Genomic DNA, 16,897 nt, shown 5'->3' with positions numbered 1-16,897 from the left:
TGGGAGGACAAGTAGGTTTATTTCCATAAAGTGAAACTTCAATCAGTTGGGGTTTTGTTTAACCTCACTACTGCCAATTATGTGCGGGATAAAACAGGAACCTCCCTACAATTGCACGGTTACAAATTAAGGTTAACGTTGTTGAAACGCTTTCACAACAAAGATGTTGTTCTATTTTTTATGAATATTGCTTATTATTAGATTTATTAGTTCATTAAAGAGATAGTGCGAAGTAGTTCTATGAATCTTTTATTTGAAAAGCAGCCAATTACCTAATCCCGTTTAATTACTTGTTACTAAAACAGAAAAAGAGAGAAACACCTTGGGAACAAGGCGCTTCTCTTCAATTCAATTCAATTCTTTATTATCTCAAAATATACTTTTTACCAAGTGCCCACATAACAACACTTATACTCAAAAAATATAATGGCATCGTAATCAATGAACCATTATGAAGAAAACTCATTCCCGTCGTTACTAAACTAACTAACATGTAATAGCCTAAACTGAAAACTGCCCCGGCTGTTCCTATAACATCTTGAAAATCCACAAGCGCAAGGCTCAAACAGTTTGGTAAAGCAATACCTGCTCCTATTAACATGATAAAAACTGCAACTAAAATACCTAGCAGTAATGCTAGATTAAATGAAGCTGTGAAAATAACGGCCAATGTTAATAACAAAGAGCCTACAATCATTACGAAGCATCCAAGGTGAATAATTCTCTCTGGCTGATATATGGTTAATAATTTTCTTGAGATTATAGCTCCAATAATAGATGCCAACGCCACAATTATACCTAGGAAACCAAACATACCTGGAGACATATGAAAGTGTTCCATAAAGATAAAGGGGGCTTCCGCATAATAGCTGAACAAAATTCCGTTTATACCACCAATTAGCAATCCAAAGACAAAGACACGTGGAGAAAAAACAATTCGTTTAGCAACAGGCAAAATGGCGACTCGTTTTCTTGTTAAACCATTCGTTGTCTCCGGTAGCCTGAAAAAAGCATAGATAAACAACAAAATACTCATTATAACAAGCACTAAAAAGACAGCCTTAAACCCAAGTTCCTGATCCACCCAACCACCGATAAGTGGACCTACTGCAGGTGTGAAAGCGATAACTGCAGATATTTGTGCAAACATAACATGTCTTGTACTTCCAGACATACTTTCTCGTAAAATGGTTTGCGTAATAACTGACCCAGTAGCTGCCCCAAAAGCCTGAATGAAGCGGCTAACAAGAAGGAAAGTAACGGTTTCAGAATAAAAACACATCACACTTCCTATTCCATAGAAAACTAAACCACTTAGCATTGCTGGTCTCCGGCCGATTAAATCAGAGACCCATCCCCAACAGAAAACCCCGAAGGCGAAACCAATAAAGTAAATACTTAAGGTTAACTGCACCGAATTATTTGTAGCACCAATCGCATTAGCAATATCCGGCAAAGCTGGCGTATAGATTGTTTCGCTAATTTGTGGAAAAGCCACCAGAACAATCATTAAAAGTAAAGATGGTGCTGTATATTTTTTCATTTTTTGCCCTCCTACAAGCATGGTCTATGTTAAAAACAAAGAGACCAGCTAGGGGAAGGGCGGTATCATTATTAATATACGATTATAAAATAGCATTATTAAATCACCTTCGTATGCAATAAAAGTAGGAGAGCATAGTCTGATAATATTATAGGAGTTTTTATCCTTTTTTGAAAGAGCTATTTTATCCTCTTTAGTTTTGTCACAGCCCAAATTAAAAGGTATTCATTTAACTCTCCCCTTTTTATATTTGGATTGTTATCTATTAACCTCTCATATCCAAAAACCCTTTCTAAAAGAAAGACTATGAAGATGACATGGCACCTATCCTATGCAAAGTAGATTTTCATTCAGTAAGGATGGATACATTTTGTCTTGACGTTCGCACTCCATATATGTATAATCTAAATCGTAATCATTACGATTTATGAGGAGGAGTATTTATGCGTATTTCATTTATAAAATGGTTTAGCATAGTAACCATTAGTTCGTTACTAGTATTAGCAGGGTGTCAAAATTCAGGCTCATCTAAGGAAGATAATGAAAAATCATCATCCGGCAACACTTCTAAACAGCAAGAGCAAACAACTGATAATACAAATGAGCATGATCATAATCACGACCATGATCACGACCACAGTCATGCACTTGATGAAGAAACAAAACAAATTTACGAAGGGTATTTTGAAGACAGTCAAGTGAAAGATCGTTCACTCTCAGATTGGGAAGGTGACTGGCAATCTGTATATCCATATTTACAAGATGGGACGCTTGATGAGGTATTCGTTTATAAGGCTGAAAATGAAGGTGATAAGACAGCTGAAGCGTATAAGAAATATTATAATAAAGGCTATCAAACGGATGTTGATCGTATCCTAATTCAAGGGGATATGGTAACGTTCTTCAAAAATGGCGATAAATATACAGGTGAATATACCTATGATGGGTACGAAATCCTAACATATGACGCGGGAAATAGGGGAGTAAGATACATATTTAAACTAGTTGAAGAAACTGAAGAGCTTCCTCAGTATATTCAATTCAGTGATCATAGTATCTATCCAAACGAAGCTGGGCATTACCACCTATATTGTGGTGACAGCCGTGAAGATTTACTGGAAGAAGTCAACAACTGGCCAACCTACTATCCATCAGAAATGGATGGTCACGATATTGCCCATGAAATGATGGCACATTAACCAATCATGGTTAGACATATGTAAATTATGTATTAGAATATGATAGTCGTAGCAGTTGATAACTAGGGTATTCGGAAAATTGCGAGGATAGAGCCAGCTCTTAACCTCTTTCCATCCAATAATCCGATTACCCCTTTTTCATTACTGTGCTAGTTGTCTATGTGTACATTCGTTGATTTTATTTTATTTAAGTGAAACGAACATGTAATGAAAATTAAAGCTAGAACTACAAATAAACCACTAATCCAACTTAAATATAAAATGGAAATATACTGTATGATTATACCTCCGAAAGCAGCCCCAAGAGTCATCCCAACATTCATCAATGCTGTATTAAAGCTTAGTATCGTTTCAGACGAATCCGGCTTCAATGTAATAAGGTAAAATTGCTTCGCAGGTGTTGTTGTCCAAGTAGCTGCTCCCCAAACCATTACGGTAATAAAAACGCCTATTGTTGACTGCGTTGTAAACGTTAAAGAAAATAAAGCCATTGCGTGAATGAATAAACTAATTGATATCGTTCGATTTGGACCCCATTTATCTACTGCATACCCCCCAAATCGAGAGCCAATAAAAGCAAACGTACCTAAAACGAATAATACGACACTAATCATCTCTATAGATAATCCAGCAGTTGTACCTAATAACGGCGAAATATATGCAAACACCATTGTATATCCGAGAATCCAAAATACGGTAGTTAGTAACCCTGTAAATAGTCGCTTATCCTTGATTATCTGTATTTGTTGCTTAAAAGGGAGTGGCGTATTCCCTTTAATCCAAGGTAATCTTTTGTAAAGGAAATATAAAATAAGGACCGTGATGAAGGCAATAATTAGAAAGATATACCGCCAATCTACATAAGCTGCTAAATATGTTCCTATTGGAACTCCAAGTACTAACGAAACGGTAAAGCCCGTGATAACAGTTGCTATGGCACCACCTCTTTTTTCAGGCGTAGAAATTTGAGCAGCATAATTCGTTGCAACTACAATATACAATCCACCACTCATAGCCATAATAACTCGTGATATCATAAGTAAAGCGTAGTCATAACTAAAACATGCAATTATATTTCCTAAGATAAATGTAAAGATGGAATATAATAATACTTTTTTTCGTTCAAATGTTGCAGTTAACATAACCAAGACGAGTGCTCCTATAGCATAAGACAAAGAATATACGGTTATCAATTGACCTGCTAATGCAATGGTTATATCTAAATCAACAGAAATAATTTCTAAAATTCCAGAAACAACAAACTCTGCAGTACCTGTAACAAATGCTCCTAAAGCAAGTAAAAATATATTTAAATTTAGTTTTTTATTCAATTTCTACAGCTCCTTATCACTTCAAGACTTGTTCTCATTTTATGCCCTGTGATAACATAAGTAAAATTGATATTTTTAATGAAGGAGATGAGTAATAACTCATGAGTCTTATTCGCTTTGAAATTATAACGAAAGTGATGGAGGTGGGGAGTTTTACCAAAGCCGCGGAAAGGTTAAATATGACCCAATCAGCTGTAAGTCATGCTATTGCCAGTCTGGAATCAGAATGGGGTGTGACCTTATTAATTCGTGATCGCCGAAAAGGGATAGCACTTACAGAAGTGGGGCAAAAAATCCTTCCTCATATGAGAGAAGTGCTAAATAATATGGAAAAAATAAACCAGGAAGTAGCTCTAGCAACTAATCTAGAAATAGGCACGATTCATATTGGTACTTTTTCGAGCGCCTCTTCTTGTTTATTACCAAAAATACTTGCAAAATTTCAAAAAAAGCATCCTAAAATAGAATTTAGATTTTATGAGGGGACATACGAAGAAATTACCGAATGGCTGAATTCAGGAATTATAGACATAGGGTTTGTTGTGGAGGATAGATCGACCTCAGACTTTGATCTTGTACCTCTAATAAAAGATGAAATGGTTATCGCTTTTCATCCAGAACATAAGTTTTTTAACAAACAAACGGTAAATATGCAAGATTTACAAGATGAACCTTTTATCATGCCAACAGGTATGTACCAAGCACATGTAGAAGCGTTGTTTAAGCAAGCAAATGTTAAACCTGTTATCCGCTTCGAAGTACATGACTGTAATACAATAGCCAATATGGTACAGGAAGGGCTCGGAGTTACAATCGGTCCAGCGCTATTTCTAAAAACACAGCAAACTATTAAAATAGGTAAATTAAATATTATTAATTGGCGTGAAGTTGCACTAGCTTGCAGTTCAATTTCAAATGCATCTCCCGCTGTAAAAGAGTTTCTTAAGGTTGCTAAACATACTTTCGATCAACCTAAATAATAAAGTGAAACTTCCATCCGTGGAGGATTGTTTATCCCCATTGATTGGTAGTAATGACCTAAAGACCATTGAATCAATCGGACATTTGCTAGCAGTCGAACCCCCTCTTACCAATATTGGGTTCACTTTTTTGCTTGAAGTCAGGGGCTTACTGCTAGTTATATGTGGGGTAAATGGGATACCTATCATAAGTAGTTCGTGATCAAAGATTTAGCGTTTCCCTTGTTCATAGGCACAAGGCGATATAACCAAGTATTAGATCTTTCACTACCTTTATATGCAACGCTTAAATCTCTAATACGTAAATAAAGAAATATAAAACTATAACATACCTAACAAAAAAAGAATCGAGAAGACATACGAATAGTACGTCCCGATTCTAGTCTAAAAGAAATTTACTGTTATATTTAGATTGCTCCAACCTACTCTTTATCTAAATAGAGAAGTTCTATTACTTTCTTTGTTGCCTGTGCAATAAGCTTATCATTATAATCAGCATCCTCTTTATCCCGATCAGAAAGTATGGCAAGAACAATCGGATCAACTTTTGTTGGCCAAATGATAGCAATATCGTTTCGCGTACCATATGAAGCAGCTCCCGTTTTATCTGCAACCTCCCAATTACTTGGAACACCTGCACGAATCAAATTATCTCCCGTCGTATTTCGCTTAAGCCAATCTACTAATATCGTTCGTTTTTCCTCTGGAAGTACATCTCCAAGTGTGAAAGCTTGGAGGCTAGTAACAAGTGCCTTTGGTGTGCTAGTATCAGCTGTTTCTCCTGGTGTAAATTCATTTAATGCTGGTTCCTTTCGCTGGGGATTAGTAACCTCATCCCCTAAACCCCTCAGTGTATCTTTCAATCCACTAGGGCCACCTATTTGATTGAATATAAGATTAGCTGCTGTATTATCACTAAAACGAATAGAAGCATCGGATAGCTCCTTTAGCGTCATCCCTGTATCCACATGCTTTTCTGTGATTGGGTTATAATTTACAAGGTCATCTTTAGTATAGGTAATTCTTTGTTCTAAATCTTCCATTGATTTTTGTTGTAACAGCGCTCCCACCGCTAAGGCTTTATGCGTTGAAGCATATGCAAAACGTTCTTCTGAGCGATAAGCTATCGTTTTATTTGTTCCAGTATCTAGAGCAAACACACCAAGTCTGGCATCAAATTCTTTCTCAAGTTTGCTAAAAGTGGCCTTGATGTCAGTTTCTTGCTTCTTTTGGTTACTATGATTACTTACCTCATTTTTCGAGCAACCTACTAAAGCAATAAATGCTAACAGTAATAAAATTCCTGTCCACTTATATTTATTTGATCGGCAAAGCTGCGTACATACTTTCATGAAAAATCTTCCTTCTTTCTATATGTTTTTTATTCCTAATAACTCCTTCTCGTCGATTACTCCTACATCGTTCACAGCGTGACATGAAGGTGATTGGCAAGATTATTAGATGCAACATATGGGTCTTAGTATTACCTATCGTAGCAAAAGCGTGTATATATAATTGGGTAACTATTAGCTAATGCAAAAGCATATCGACATTTATTCGGTTTGTTCTTTATCTTTTGGTTCACGACGTTCTTCTTTCAATTCAAAATAAGCATCCATTATTCGTTCGCCTATTTTATTGTTTACATGTTCGCCTTTACCAGTGTGTGGTACGACAATTGCAAAAGCTACCTCTGGATGATCAAATGGTGCATATCCGATGAGAGTGAGATTCTCCGTATAATTGCCATTAATCTCATTTTCTGCTGTTCCTGTTTTTCCTGCAGGATTATACGATTTATCACCAAATTCGCGATATGCGGTTCCACCGGGCTCCTGATATACACGTCGAAAGCCCTCTTGGACACGTTTAATCTGACTTTGACTCATTTCAACCCGATTCAGTACATCTGTATTTACGCTCTTAAACAAAGAACCGAGCTGTTTTTCAGAAGGATTAGGGAGCCGAATTTCTTTCAAAAAATGAGGCCGAACACGTAATCCATCATTTGCAATCGTAGAAACATATTGAGCTAATTGCATAGTGGTGTATGTATCATACTGTCCAATAGCAAAGTCCAGGAGATTACCTGCTACGGGATTAGGACCTTTATATCCTGTACCCTCATAAGGATAGTCAACTCCAGTCTGTACACCAAGTCCAAATTGAGAAAAATAATTCCGCATTTCTTGAAACGCCTCTTTTTGAAATGTAACAGGTTGATTATACTGATAATGATATTCTCCACCCATACGTAAGGCGATGTAAAACATATACACGTTAGATGATCTTTTTAAAGCATCCTGATCATTAAGCAAGCCAAGGCTTGAATCAGTATACGAACTTTTTTCTGGTGTTCCTTTAATTTTTAATGGTTTATCATAAAACGTATCTCCCGGAGCTATTACAGCCGATTGATAACCGGCTAATACTGTTGCCCCTTTCACAGCAGAACCTGGTATATGTTGATCATACAATGCTTTGTACGCAGTATTACGAAATGCATTTTGCTTGCGATCATAATGCTGTCCAGAAACGGCAAGCAACTCACCGGTTTTTGGATTTAAAACAACGGCTAGCGCGTCTTCCATATGACGATTTTCATATGGATATTTTTTAATAATTGCTTTCAATTCATCACGTACAATCTGATCAACTTTTTCCTGGAGTGCTATGTCGATCGTTAAAACTAAATCCTTCCCTTGCTGACCTTCAACCACAATATTGGAATCAACTATTTCCCCCCTTTTATTGATCGTATACTTCATCTGCTCCTTTCTTCCTCTTAGAACAGCCTCATACTGCTCTTCTAATCCGCTTTTTCCAACTCTGTCATTCGGACTATAGCCACGTGTCAAATAAAAGTCTTTTTTATCCTTTAAAATCCCTTCTTTATGAGATGTAATGGACCCTAACAATTTTTTAATCGTATCACCATAAGGATATGCTCGTTTCCAATCTGTCGTTGCATTAATTCCAGGTAACTCATGTAAATGTTCCGAAACCTTGGCAAATTCACTTGGTGTTACCCCCTCATTCTTTACAATGTGTGGTGTTAAGGTCATCGCCTTATCTAATTCTTTTTTTATAAGGATAATGTTTAACTGTTCTTCTGTTATGTCGTTAACTTCCTCTTTATTTATTCTCTTCAAAATCGTACTATATTGTTCTGATGGGTCCATGCTAGCTACTTCTTTTTCCATTAATCGTTTTTTTGCTTCATCTATATGCTTTAAATACCAGTATTCTTTTTTATCTCGTAAGGTTAGCGTATCTAATTGAGCTTGCTTATTTTTGCCATGATACATCGAAATAAAGGTTGATAATTTTTCCGCGACCTCTAATCTTTCTTGTGCTTGTACCCCTTTTGCCGGCATATAAGTGATCGCATATAGTGGTTGATTATCTACAATAACGCGATGGTAACGATCATATATTCTCCCACGTGGTACCGGCATTTTCGTCGTATCTTGAGTTGTTCGGTCTATTTCTGCTTGGAAGCTGTCTCCATTTAAAATTTGTACAACCCCAAGCCGAAAAATTAATATTGTAAATAAGAAGAATATAAGAAGAAATAAAATGCTAACTCGTAAGGTAAACGGATGTTTTCTTTTATCTCTTTTTTCCATTGTTTCAACAAACTCCCTTTAAAAATCACTCTATTAATAGGCACCTATTGAAGCGATTTAAGGATTTTCTCCATTTTGGGATAACATAGCCGTGCCTCCTCTCTGCTTGACATCTTTAATCATCATTACTAAAAGCAATTTAGGATTTTTTGTGTCCATTTTGCTGATATCCTTCCCAAACCATTTCATTGCTTTTCATTCCTGACGGGCGCTTTCCGTGGGCATGGCTTGAGCCTTTTGCTCACAAAAAACGTTCGCTGTGGGGTCTCAAGACGAATGGAAATCAGTATCTCCGATATTATCTAGTTGAAGTCGCTAACTCGGTAAGAAGGCTGATTCCTGAGTATAGCGAATATTATGGGAAAAAGTATGAAGAAGTACCGAAGCATCAACACAAAAGAGCTCTTGTCTTTACTTAGCTTGCTTAGATTCTTCTTGTACAATCTCTCACCTAAGTAACTACATACAGATTACAACCGTAGTCTAATACTACAGTCGTAATCTATTTTTGTCAAATGGACAAAGATCATTAAACAAGATCCCTTGAAATATGGTTGTGACAATCATCTAGAAGGGGCGATCTACTATATAGGTTGTACGTTTACTTCTTGTAATTGCACTGTTTACATAAATTTGGTAGATTGCTTAACCAATCATGAAGTGCTACTATTTTTATATATTCATTATGTGATTCTATCTTTTAGTAATCATTGCTACGAAAGTTAAGATGGTCAAGAATTGGAGAGAATAGCATGGATTTTATCCACTTTATGATAAGTTTTATGGTGTCTTCTTTTACTGTTGTAGTTATTACGTTAATTAGAAAATTGTTTAAAAACCAACTCTCCGCCAAATGGAGATATCATTTATGGTTTTTATTGCTATTTGCGTTGACGCTTCCTTTCATACCAACTCATTACCTTCATGTTGGAAACTATTTGTCGATGGATGGTAAGCAAGCAAATCAAACACCATCATCTACAACTTTGGCTGAAGAACCTCAAGCGGAGGTAAACTGGATGCAGGACTTTTCAGTCTCTGTTAATCGAATGGATCTTACAGCCCTAAATGAAATACTAGTCGTAATTTGGATACTAGGCATGCTGCTTTTCACTGCGCTAACAATCCATTCGTGGTTAAAACTTAAAAAAATAAAGCGCGCTACGTATAGCATTGGGAATAATGAAATTCTAAGTTTGTTTGAACAATGTAAACAACGGTTAAATGTAACAAAACAAATAAATATAGGAATATCCCCGCTTGTCAAATCCCCTATGACATTTGGTCTATTTAAAACTTATATTGTATTGCCAAGCCATTTTGAAAAATGGCTATCGATGGAGGAAATTAAATACATTTTGCTACATGAACTGAATCATTATAAATATAAAGATATTGCAATAAATTACCTTGTTGTCATGTATCAAATTGTTTACTGGTTTAATCCATTCGTTTGGTTTGCTTTTAAAGAAATGAGATTAGATCGTGAAATTGCCTGCGATATTGCTGTATTGAAGTTATTAGATAAGCAGAAATATAGGGTCTATGGAAATACAATTATTAATTTTGTTGATAAAAACTCCCAGAGCAGAGAGCATTTTATTTTGACAAATCAGCTAAACGGGTCAAAAAGGCAGATTAAAAGGCGTATTGAAAGTATTGCATCGTATACAACCGAATCAAAGCTGTTGAAGCTGAAAAGTCTAGCTATCTTTATGCTTGTAGGGTTATTTGTAACGAGTCAAATTCCGATCATTTCTGCTACGACAGCTGAAGATAATCATCATAAATTTAAGCATGAACGAACAATCTACGAGGATTTAAGCAACTATTTTGTGGGTTATGAAGGAAGCTTTGTATTATATAGTATACAAGATGAGACATATCGTATTTATAATGAAGAGAAAAGCACATTAAGAGTTTCTCCTAATTCTACGTATAAGATTTATAGCGCATTATTTGGACTAGAATCAAATGTCATAACAAACGAAAATTCCACGTTAAAGTGGAATGGGATGCAATATCCATATGATTCTTGGAATCAGGATCAAAATTTAACTACAGCAATGAAAAATTCTGTTTCTTGGTATTTTCAAAGATTGGATCAACATGTTTCTAAAGACAACATCCAAGCTTATCTAAAGACAATAAACTATGGTAATAAAGATATTTCTGCTGGATTATCCAACTATTGGCTGGAGTCTTCCTTGAAAGTATCTCCAATCGAACAAGTAAATGCACTGAAAGACTTTTATACAAACAAATATGGATTTAAAGATAAGAATATCCAAACGGTAAAAGATGCAATTAAATTAGAGGAAAAAGATGGTATGATACTCTCAGGAAAAACTGGCACAGGTAGTGTCAATGGCAAAAATATTAGTGGTTGGTTCATAGGATATGTCGAGACCGAAGCGGATACTTTCTTCTTTGCAACGAACATACAAAATGAAGCAAGCTCCTACGGAAGTAAGGCAGCTGAAATAACATTATCCATTTTAAGAGATAAGGATATATATTAGCTTTTAAGGTTAATGCTAATTGAAAAAGCCTAGTATACACATACTAAAAATTTTTGTACATTAAACGGGCGCATTTTAAGCAGGAGGAGATTAGTGTGACAAATAAAGTACCTAGTATATCGGAAGCAGAATGGGAAGTCATGAATGTGCTTTGGGAAAAGTCCCCACAGACAGCCAACGAAGTCATTTCATCCTTGCAGGAACAGAAGGACTGGAAGGCGAAAACAGTACGCACACTTTTGGATCGTCTTGCTCATAAAAAGGTTGTCGGAGTAAATAAAAACCAAAGAGTATACACCTTTTTTCCGCTTTACACCCAGGATGATTGTCAACATGCAGAGGCAAAGTCCTTTATTCAGCGAATTTATGGTGGAACATTAAAATCAATGCTAGTACAGTTTATCCAGGAAGATTCTTTATCAGAAGATGATATTAAGGAGTTAAGGTCCATTCTGGATGAAAAGCCTACAAAAAAGAAAAATGAATGACGTACATGAAAACTATTAAAAAATAGGTATAAGTCAAATCGTACATTTTTTAGAGTTTTTGTATAACCGTAGCTAATTTATTTATTCCACCGTTCTTAGTAAACCAAATATCATCACTGTAACATACAATGAAGTACATTAGTTTTGTAATGTTACTATAAATGGGAACCAAATACGCAGGAGAGCATGACTAGGTAAGAAGTGACAAGGAGGCTTTTAGGCAGTATGTGAAAAGCCTCCGCCTATAGTGGAAATTAAATAGTAACATTTATAGATCTTCGACATTTTATTGACTCGATAGTTAAATTCCTTTAGATTTATCATTTACAAGTTTGTATACTAAAATCTTGAATAACTACTATTCCTATGAATAGCGCTTAGGCACTACAAGCATTACATAAACGACAACTGCCATCGTAGCACAAATTGCAGCTACGCCCCATAGTGTAACTTGCCATGCTTCGGTGAACTGTTCAGAGAGAAATCCTGAGTCTGAACTAGTAATAACCCCTGCTGCTACTTGCTCTGCAAGCTCAGCTGATTTCACCCGTACCTGAAGCAATGTGACTAATACTGCACCAAACACAGCAATAACTAATGCTTCAGAACCACCTCGAATAGTATTAAGGAAACCTGCCGCCATTCCAACTTGCTCTTGGTCTACGAGGCTCATAGCCTGGCCATCGGTAATACCAAATGAAATTCCCATTCCGACTCCAATCATTAGCAAGGGACCAAATAAATCACTTGTACTTACACCTGGATGAATCACCGTTAACCAGGCATTACCAGCAGCTATTAACAAAAGGCTTAGCCCAATAAGAGCCGGAGTGGAAACGCCCCGATTTACTAACCAGCCACCAAGCTGGGGAATCACTAATACTGGTGCCGTTAGTATCAGCATAATAACACCAACCTCTTCAGCAGAGATCTGATTCACCCCTTGTAAGTAGACTGGAAGGAAGACCAGTACACCGAGAAAACCAACTGATGTTATAAGTGTACTAATACACCAAGCCATAAATCTTGTATTTTTAATCAGCTTTAAGTTAAGAACAGGATGTGTACTTCGTCGCTCAACGAAAACGAAAATTGAAAGTAATATTATTCCAACCACAAACACTGTAAGAATTACCGGGCTTCCCCACCCAATCTCTGGCCCTTGCATGATGCCAAACATTATTAGCGTGAACCCTACGATAAAAGTAAGCATCCCTGGCCAATCTACTTTGACGCTCTGAGCTCCTCGCGACTCAGATATGAACAAAGTACCAATCAGAATCAGTACGCCAATGGCTAAATAAATAAGAAAGATGGAACGCCACCCAAACTCGCCAACTAACCAACCAGACAAAAATGGACCAATGGCAATACCTACACCTGCCATCGTTCCTAACGCAGCGAATGCTCTCATACGAGCTGGACCATTGAATGTAGTGGCAAGGATTGCACCACCACTTGCCATCACTCCTGCACCACCGATGCCAGCTAGTGCACGAGCAGCGTCCATCAGAAAAATATTATTCGAGATTGCGCTAATAAGCGATCCAATGACAAAAAGAGCCGATCCAATGATAAATGTACGCCGACGGCCGAATAAATCCGCCAGCGATCCAAATACTAGCGTAAAAGCAGCAAATGTTAGATTGTAAGCTGCAACCACCCAGTGCAAAGGGGCACCGGATACGCTCAAATCAACACCTATTTGTGGAACTGCTACTGCTGTTCCAGCAATTGACATTGCTATGACAAGCACTCCAGCAAGAACAACGATGAGCGTGACAGTAGGATATGAACGGCGCTGCCCACTAATCTCCGAAATAACTTTATCTTCCATTCTTTTCATTCAACACACTCCTTATATATATTTAATTTATGTTAAACATTGTTAGTTAGTTATTAGCAACTAACATTAAGTTTAAGTAATGAGGGAGAGAAACGAAAACACTTCAATGTTAGATAGTGATAACTAACAATGAATCGTAAAAAAAATTAAGGCTTTAATCCCTTAGCAATTATAGTTATCGCCTCTCGAAGATAATCCTCCTGTGGTAATGTAGAGGACGAGCCCTCCAGTAGTGTTTCAGCAACAAACTTCCCATAGTTAAATTGCATTAATGTTAACGCTTGAATTTCTGGGTCTCCATCAACTACCTTGCCCTTTTCCTGCATCACTTTTAAGTAGTCGATAACTACTTTTAGAAATTTAGCTGCATTCTTGTGGACATTCACATGAATATCGGGCATTGTTTTACGTTCCATAATGGAAATTAAGAAAATTTGTCTATTTTTTGCCAATAGTTCATGATACAACATACTTATCATTAGTAGATCCTCTTCTAAATTAAATGTGATATTTTTTTGGATCTGTTGTTCTATAGGCCCTGTGTATAGGTAGTTATCGATTATGGCTTCTAATATTGCTTTTTTTGTTCCAAAGGTTCGAAAAACAGTCATTTCACTCATACCCGCATTTGCTGCAATTTCTTTAATCGTTACGGCTTTATACCCTTTTTCAGACATTAATTGGATTGTCGCTGATAGGATTCTATCTGCGGTACTTTTAGTTTTTTCATTCAACTAACAACTACTCCTCTCGTGATAGTTATTAACAACTAACATTATTTTTTTCTTATCCTAATGCATCATAAGCTATTTGTCAAGTTTTCATTATGAGTAAATAAAGTAAGCTTTCAATCAGTGAGGGTCTTACTGTCAGTTATATGCGGGATAAAACAGGGAAATGGAAATCTATTGATTAGAAAAAGGAGTGAGCCCAAATTGAATTCACTCCTTTTTTGCACTGTTCGTAGGGTATTAAAAACCTGAAATGACATACTACTCTTTTGTTACTCCATTATCACCGTTAACTGACTTACAGTATGGAAGATTAAAGTTCTGTTGAAAACAAGTTAAACACCCCTTTTTCAACACCATTAAAATACTTTTCTTCTATAAATACGAATAGAAAGTATCCATGAGATAACGTAAAGCAGAACGACTGATAAGGTCACGAATAAATACAGCTGCGTATTTTCTAATGACAAGATTGTATGCACGATATTTCTAATTCGATCATTCAAATCTACGATAAATGTATTAACGATAACAAGATAAAGACAAAACAAAACAATGGACGCATTCATTAAATAACGACTTTTAAAAAGATAACAGAAAGGAAAAGCAAATGAAATAAAGATGACGACAATACTTGTAATCAAAAGCAATTGCTTCCATTGCACCATTTCGCTATGCATAATCCAATTTCCAACAGAAATAGTTAGGAGAACGAAAGCCATCCATATAATGGCACCAATATATTTCGAACTAACTATTTCATTTCGTGTATACGGCAAAGCGTTCAACAGTAAATTTATTGACGATTTTTCGTCCTTTGAAAAAACAACCATAATAATTCCAATACAAAATACAATACTTATCCATGTAATAGAGGTAATAGAGGTACCAAAAAATAAATAGATAAATAAGGCAGGTAATAGAATTAAGAATTCATTTTTCTGTAATAAAATATCTTTACGAATAAGATTTAGCATAACTTTCTTTTCCCTTCTTTGTATATAGCATAATATCTTCAAGTGTCGGCTTTTCGATAACAACCGTATCGCCAAAAATATTTTCTGTACGTTGTCTATTCGACGTCAATGCCTCAAAGCCATAATTTGTCTTGCGAATCCCTAGAAATTCCTGTTCTGTATCCCGATCTAATAGGTTTGTCTCACCTTTCACAATTGCATAGTTTTCTTCGATTTTGTAATACGCTTTTGTAAATTGATGCTGTCCATTATGAATAAAGGTGATATAATCCGCTATCCGATCCAAATCTGTCGTAATATGTGTTGAAAAGAATATCGTCTTTTCACCATCCTGCATCAGATTATGAAGAATATCCAGCAGCTCTCGGCGAAAAATTGGATCTAAACCAGATGTTGGTTCATCCATAATAATTAGCTCAGCATGGTGTGATAATGCAAAGGTTAAAGAAGCCTTCATCATCATCCCTTTTGAAAATGTTTTTATTTTTTTCTTTAGTGGCAGCTCAAACATATCTACATACTGATCAAAAATGGAATCATCCCAATTATTATAAGCGGGGCTAATCATTTGCTTCATGTCGACCAATGTACTATTTTCATAAAAGATATTACCATCGAACACAAAGCCGATTCGTTGTTTTATTTCCTTTTCATGTGTTTTGTAATTCAAGCCGAAAAGGGAAACAGTTCCACTATCGGGTTGTAATAAATTCATAATCAACTTGATTGTCGTGGATTTACCAACCCCATTACCACCTATAAAACCAGTAATAAAGCCTTTCTTAACCGATATAGATAAGTCTTTTAGTTGAAATCCGTTAAACGACTTATTTACCTGATTTAGCTCAATTACACTTTCCATTACGCTTCCTCCTTAAAGAGCATTCTAAGCAGTTCTTCTAATTCTGTTAACTCTAGACCTATTTCTTTACTATTTTGAATGGCGTCCATTAATTGCTCTTCTATCACTTTCATTTTTCGTTCTCGAATCATCTCATTATTTTGCTCAGATACGAAGGAGCCTTTTCCAACTATCGAAAAGATAAAACCATTTTTTTCTAGTTCTTCGTATGCTCGTTTAGTTGTAATGACACTTATGTCTAATTCCTTAGCTAATTGACGCATGGAAGGTAAAGACTGCCCGGCTTGCAATTCATTGGTCAAAATATGCTTCTTTATTTGCGTATAAATCTGCTCATAAATAGGTCCTTTTACATTATTTGAAATTATAATTTGCATGCAAATACCTCTTTTTAGATATATTGTATATATACTTTATATACATAATACACAAAAGGTAATTGATTTACAATATTATTTAATGAGTAAATAGAAAATTTTATCTTACAGTTAACGGATGCAATTGATAGTAGAACCACAATGAATGGATAGATGGAACGTGAAAAATAACTGGAAGCATATCGTAGACAAACACGTCAAACGTAAAAAGCCAAATAATGAGGCTGAAAATCAAGCGAGAACGGATTAAAGGAAAATAAAAATAAAAATTAAAAGATTAAAAAAACGAAAACAGTTTTAATATAGACTAAGAAAAACCGGGCAAAATTCGCTCAGTCCTTATCACTAAATGCTCAGATTTACGCTTTCTCTAGTAGCTATTATGGAATAATAGCTACTGCTTGCTTGACCA

14 protein-coding genes and 1 pseudogene are annotated in these 16,897 nt (G+C 35.9%); 5 read left to right on the top strand and 10 right to left on the bottom strand.

The window, feature by feature from the left end; all coding sequences use genetic code 11:
* Positions 1 to 364 precede the first annotated feature (364 nt).
* Entirely contained in the window at positions 365 to 1,543 is a 1,179-nt protein-coding gene (locus Q1A47_RS03580; RefSeq protein ID WP_026682106.1) for a multidrug effflux MFS transporter, read from the bottom strand.
* Positions 1,544 to 1,986: 443 nt separating this feature from the next.
* Here Q1A47_RS03580 and Q1A47_RS03575 point away from each other — a divergent pair, with 443 nt between their 5' ends.
* Positions 1,987 to 2,742, top strand: coding sequence for a metal-binding protein ZinT (locus Q1A47_RS03575; protein ID WP_166529864.1), 756 nt, complete (start codon positions 1,987 to 1,989; stop codon positions 2,740 to 2,742).
* 149 nt (positions 2,743 to 2,891) lie between these two features.
* Here the strand turns inward: Q1A47_RS03575 and Q1A47_RS03570 are convergent, their stop codons facing one another.
* Positions 2,892 to 4,073 (bottom strand): MFS transporter, encoded by a 1,182-nt coding sequence (locus Q1A47_RS03570; protein ID WP_026682104.1) that lies wholly within the window; start codon positions 4,071 to 4,073, stop codon positions 2,892 to 2,894.
* 101 nt (positions 4,074 to 4,174) lie between these two features.
* On the opposite strand from Q1A47_RS03570, the gene Q1A47_RS03565 reads away from it, so the two are divergent.
* Positions 4,175 to 5,053: a LysR family transcriptional regulator gene (locus Q1A47_RS03565; RefSeq protein ID WP_026682103.1), complete on the top strand. Its 879-nt coding sequence runs from the start codon at positions 4,175 to 4,177 to the stop codon at positions 5,051 to 5,053.
* Between the two features lie 422 nt (positions 5,054 to 5,475).
* Here Q1A47_RS03565 and bla read toward each other — a convergent pair whose 3' ends face one another.
* From bla to Q1A47_RS03550, 3 genes are all read right to left on the bottom strand, one after another.
* Positions 5,476 to 6,405 carry a class A beta-lactamase gene (gene bla, locus Q1A47_RS03560; RefSeq protein WP_166529865.1) on the bottom strand — a complete coding sequence of 310 codons (930 nt, stop codon included), beginning with the start codon at positions 6,403 to 6,405 and terminating at the stop codon, positions 5,476 to 5,478.
* Positions 6,406 to 6,606: 201 nt separating this feature from the next.
* A complete protein-coding gene (locus tag Q1A47_RS03555) occupies positions 6,607 to 8,682 on the bottom strand; it encodes a penicillin-binding protein 2 (RefSeq protein WP_026682101.1) in 2,076 nt (691 codons plus the stop codon).
* Between the two features lie 57 nt (positions 8,683 to 8,739).
* The gene (locus Q1A47_RS03550) at positions 8,740 to 8,871 is read right to left on the bottom strand and encodes a hypothetical protein (protein ID WP_255637589.1); all 132 of its coding nucleotides are present in this window, start codon (positions 8,869 to 8,871) and stop codon (positions 8,740 to 8,742) included.
* Positions 8,872 to 8,957: 86 nt separating this feature from the next.
* Between Q1A47_RS03550 and Q1A47_RS03545 the strand changes: the two are divergent.
* The 3 genes and pseudogenes from Q1A47_RS03545 to blaI all read left to right on the top strand — a co-directional run.
* Positions 8,958 to 9,098, top strand: a pseudogene (locus Q1A47_RS03545) (IS110 family transposase); the annotation flags it as partial.
* A 336-nt stretch (positions 9,099 to 9,434) separates the two neighbouring features.
* On the top strand, positions 9,435 to 11,204 hold the full coding sequence (locus Q1A47_RS03540; RefSeq protein WP_026682099.1) for a BlaR1 family beta-lactam sensor/signal transducer: 1,770 nt from the start codon (positions 9,435 to 9,437) through the stop codon (positions 11,202 to 11,204).
* Between the two features lie 95 nt (positions 11,205 to 11,299).
* Positions 11,300 to 11,692: a penicillinase repressor BlaI gene (gene blaI / locus Q1A47_RS03535; RefSeq protein WP_026682098.1), complete on the top strand. Its 393-nt coding sequence runs from the start codon at positions 11,300 to 11,302 to the stop codon at positions 11,690 to 11,692.
* Between the two features lie 364 nt (positions 11,693 to 12,056).
* Here the strand turns inward: blaI and Q1A47_RS03530 are convergent, their stop codons facing one another.
* The 5 genes from Q1A47_RS03530 to Q1A47_RS03510 all read right to left on the bottom strand — a co-directional run bounded on the left by Q1A47_RS03530 (position 12,057) and on the right by Q1A47_RS03510 (position 16,485).
* A complete protein-coding gene (locus Q1A47_RS03530) occupies positions 12,057 to 13,538 on the bottom strand; it encodes an MFS transporter (RefSeq protein ID WP_200862564.1) in 1,482 nt (493 codons plus the stop codon).
* A 146-nt stretch (positions 13,539 to 13,684) separates the two neighbouring features.
* A complete protein-coding gene (locus Q1A47_RS03525) occupies positions 13,685 to 14,272 on the bottom strand; it encodes a TetR/AcrR family transcriptional regulator (protein ID WP_166529866.1) in 588 nt (195 codons plus the stop codon).
* A 356-nt stretch (positions 14,273 to 14,628) separates the two neighbouring features.
* Positions 14,629 to 15,246, bottom strand: coding sequence for an ABC-2 transporter permease (locus Q1A47_RS03520; protein ID WP_166529867.1), 618 nt, complete (start codon positions 15,244 to 15,246; stop codon positions 14,629 to 14,631).
* A complete protein-coding gene (locus Q1A47_RS03515; RefSeq protein ID WP_166529868.1) occupies positions 15,227 to 16,108 on the bottom strand; it encodes an ABC transporter ATP-binding protein in 882 nt (293 codons plus the stop codon). The genes Q1A47_RS03520 and Q1A47_RS03515 overlap by 20 nt, the downstream gene beginning before the upstream one ends.
* Entirely contained in the window at positions 16,108 to 16,485 is a 378-nt protein-coding gene (locus tag Q1A47_RS03510) for a GntR family transcriptional regulator (protein ID WP_166529869.1), read from the bottom strand. The genes Q1A47_RS03515 and Q1A47_RS03510 overlap by 1 nt, the downstream gene beginning before the upstream one ends.
* Positions 16,486 to 16,897: the final 412 nt, after the last annotated feature.

The sequence above is a fragment of the uncultured Virgibacillus sp. genome (assembly GCF_947495635.1).
In the GTDB taxonomy this organism is placed as follows: Bacteria; Bacillota; Bacilli; order Bacillales; family Amphibacillaceae; genus Virgibacillus; species Virgibacillus salarius.
Note: the sequence above shows the minus strand (reverse complement) of the source record. Positions and strands in the feature narration are given on the sequence as shown.

Bases quoted from the DNA above. Each gene is read 5' to 3' on its own strand.
- Q1A47_RS03580 (WP_026682106.1), bottom strand. From the start codon at position 1,543: ATGAAAAAATATACAGCACCATCTTTACTTTTAATGATTGTTCTGGTG.
- Q1A47_RS03575 (WP_166529864.1), top strand. From the start codon at position 1,987: ATGCGTATTTCATTTATAAAATGGTTTAGCATAGTAACCATTAGTTCG.
- Q1A47_RS03565 (WP_026682103.1), top strand. From the start codon at position 4,175: ATGAGTCTTATTCGCTTTGAAATTATAACGAAAGTGATGGAGGTGGGG.
- bla (WP_166529865.1), bottom strand. From the start codon at position 6,405: ATGAAAGTATGTACGCAGCTTTGCCGATCAAATAAATATAAGTGGACA.
- Q1A47_RS03555 (WP_026682101.1), bottom strand. From the start codon at position 8,682: ATGGAAAAAAGAGATAAAAGAAAACATCCGTTTACCTTACGAGTTAGC.
- Q1A47_RS03550 (WP_255637589.1), bottom strand. From the start codon at position 8,871: ATGAAATGGTTTGGGAAGGATATCAGCAAAATGGACACAAAAAATCCT.
- Q1A47_RS03540 (WP_026682099.1), top strand. From the start codon at position 9,435: ATGGATTTTATCCACTTTATGATAAGTTTTATGGTGTCTTCTTTTACT.
- Q1A47_RS03530 (WP_200862564.1), bottom strand. From the start codon at position 13,538: ATGAAAAGAATGGAAGATAAAGTTATTTCGGAGATTAGTGGGCAGCGC.
- Q1A47_RS03520 (WP_166529867.1), bottom strand. From the start codon at position 15,246: ATGCTAAATCTTATTCGTAAAGATATTTTATTACAGAAAAATGAATTC.
- Q1A47_RS03515 (WP_166529868.1), bottom strand. From the start codon at position 16,108: ATGGAAAGTGTAATTGAGCTAAATCAGGTAAATAAGTCGTTTAACGGA.
- Q1A47_RS03510 (WP_166529869.1), bottom strand. From the start codon at position 16,485: ATGCAAATTATAATTTCAAATAATGTAAAAGGACCTATTTATGAGCAG.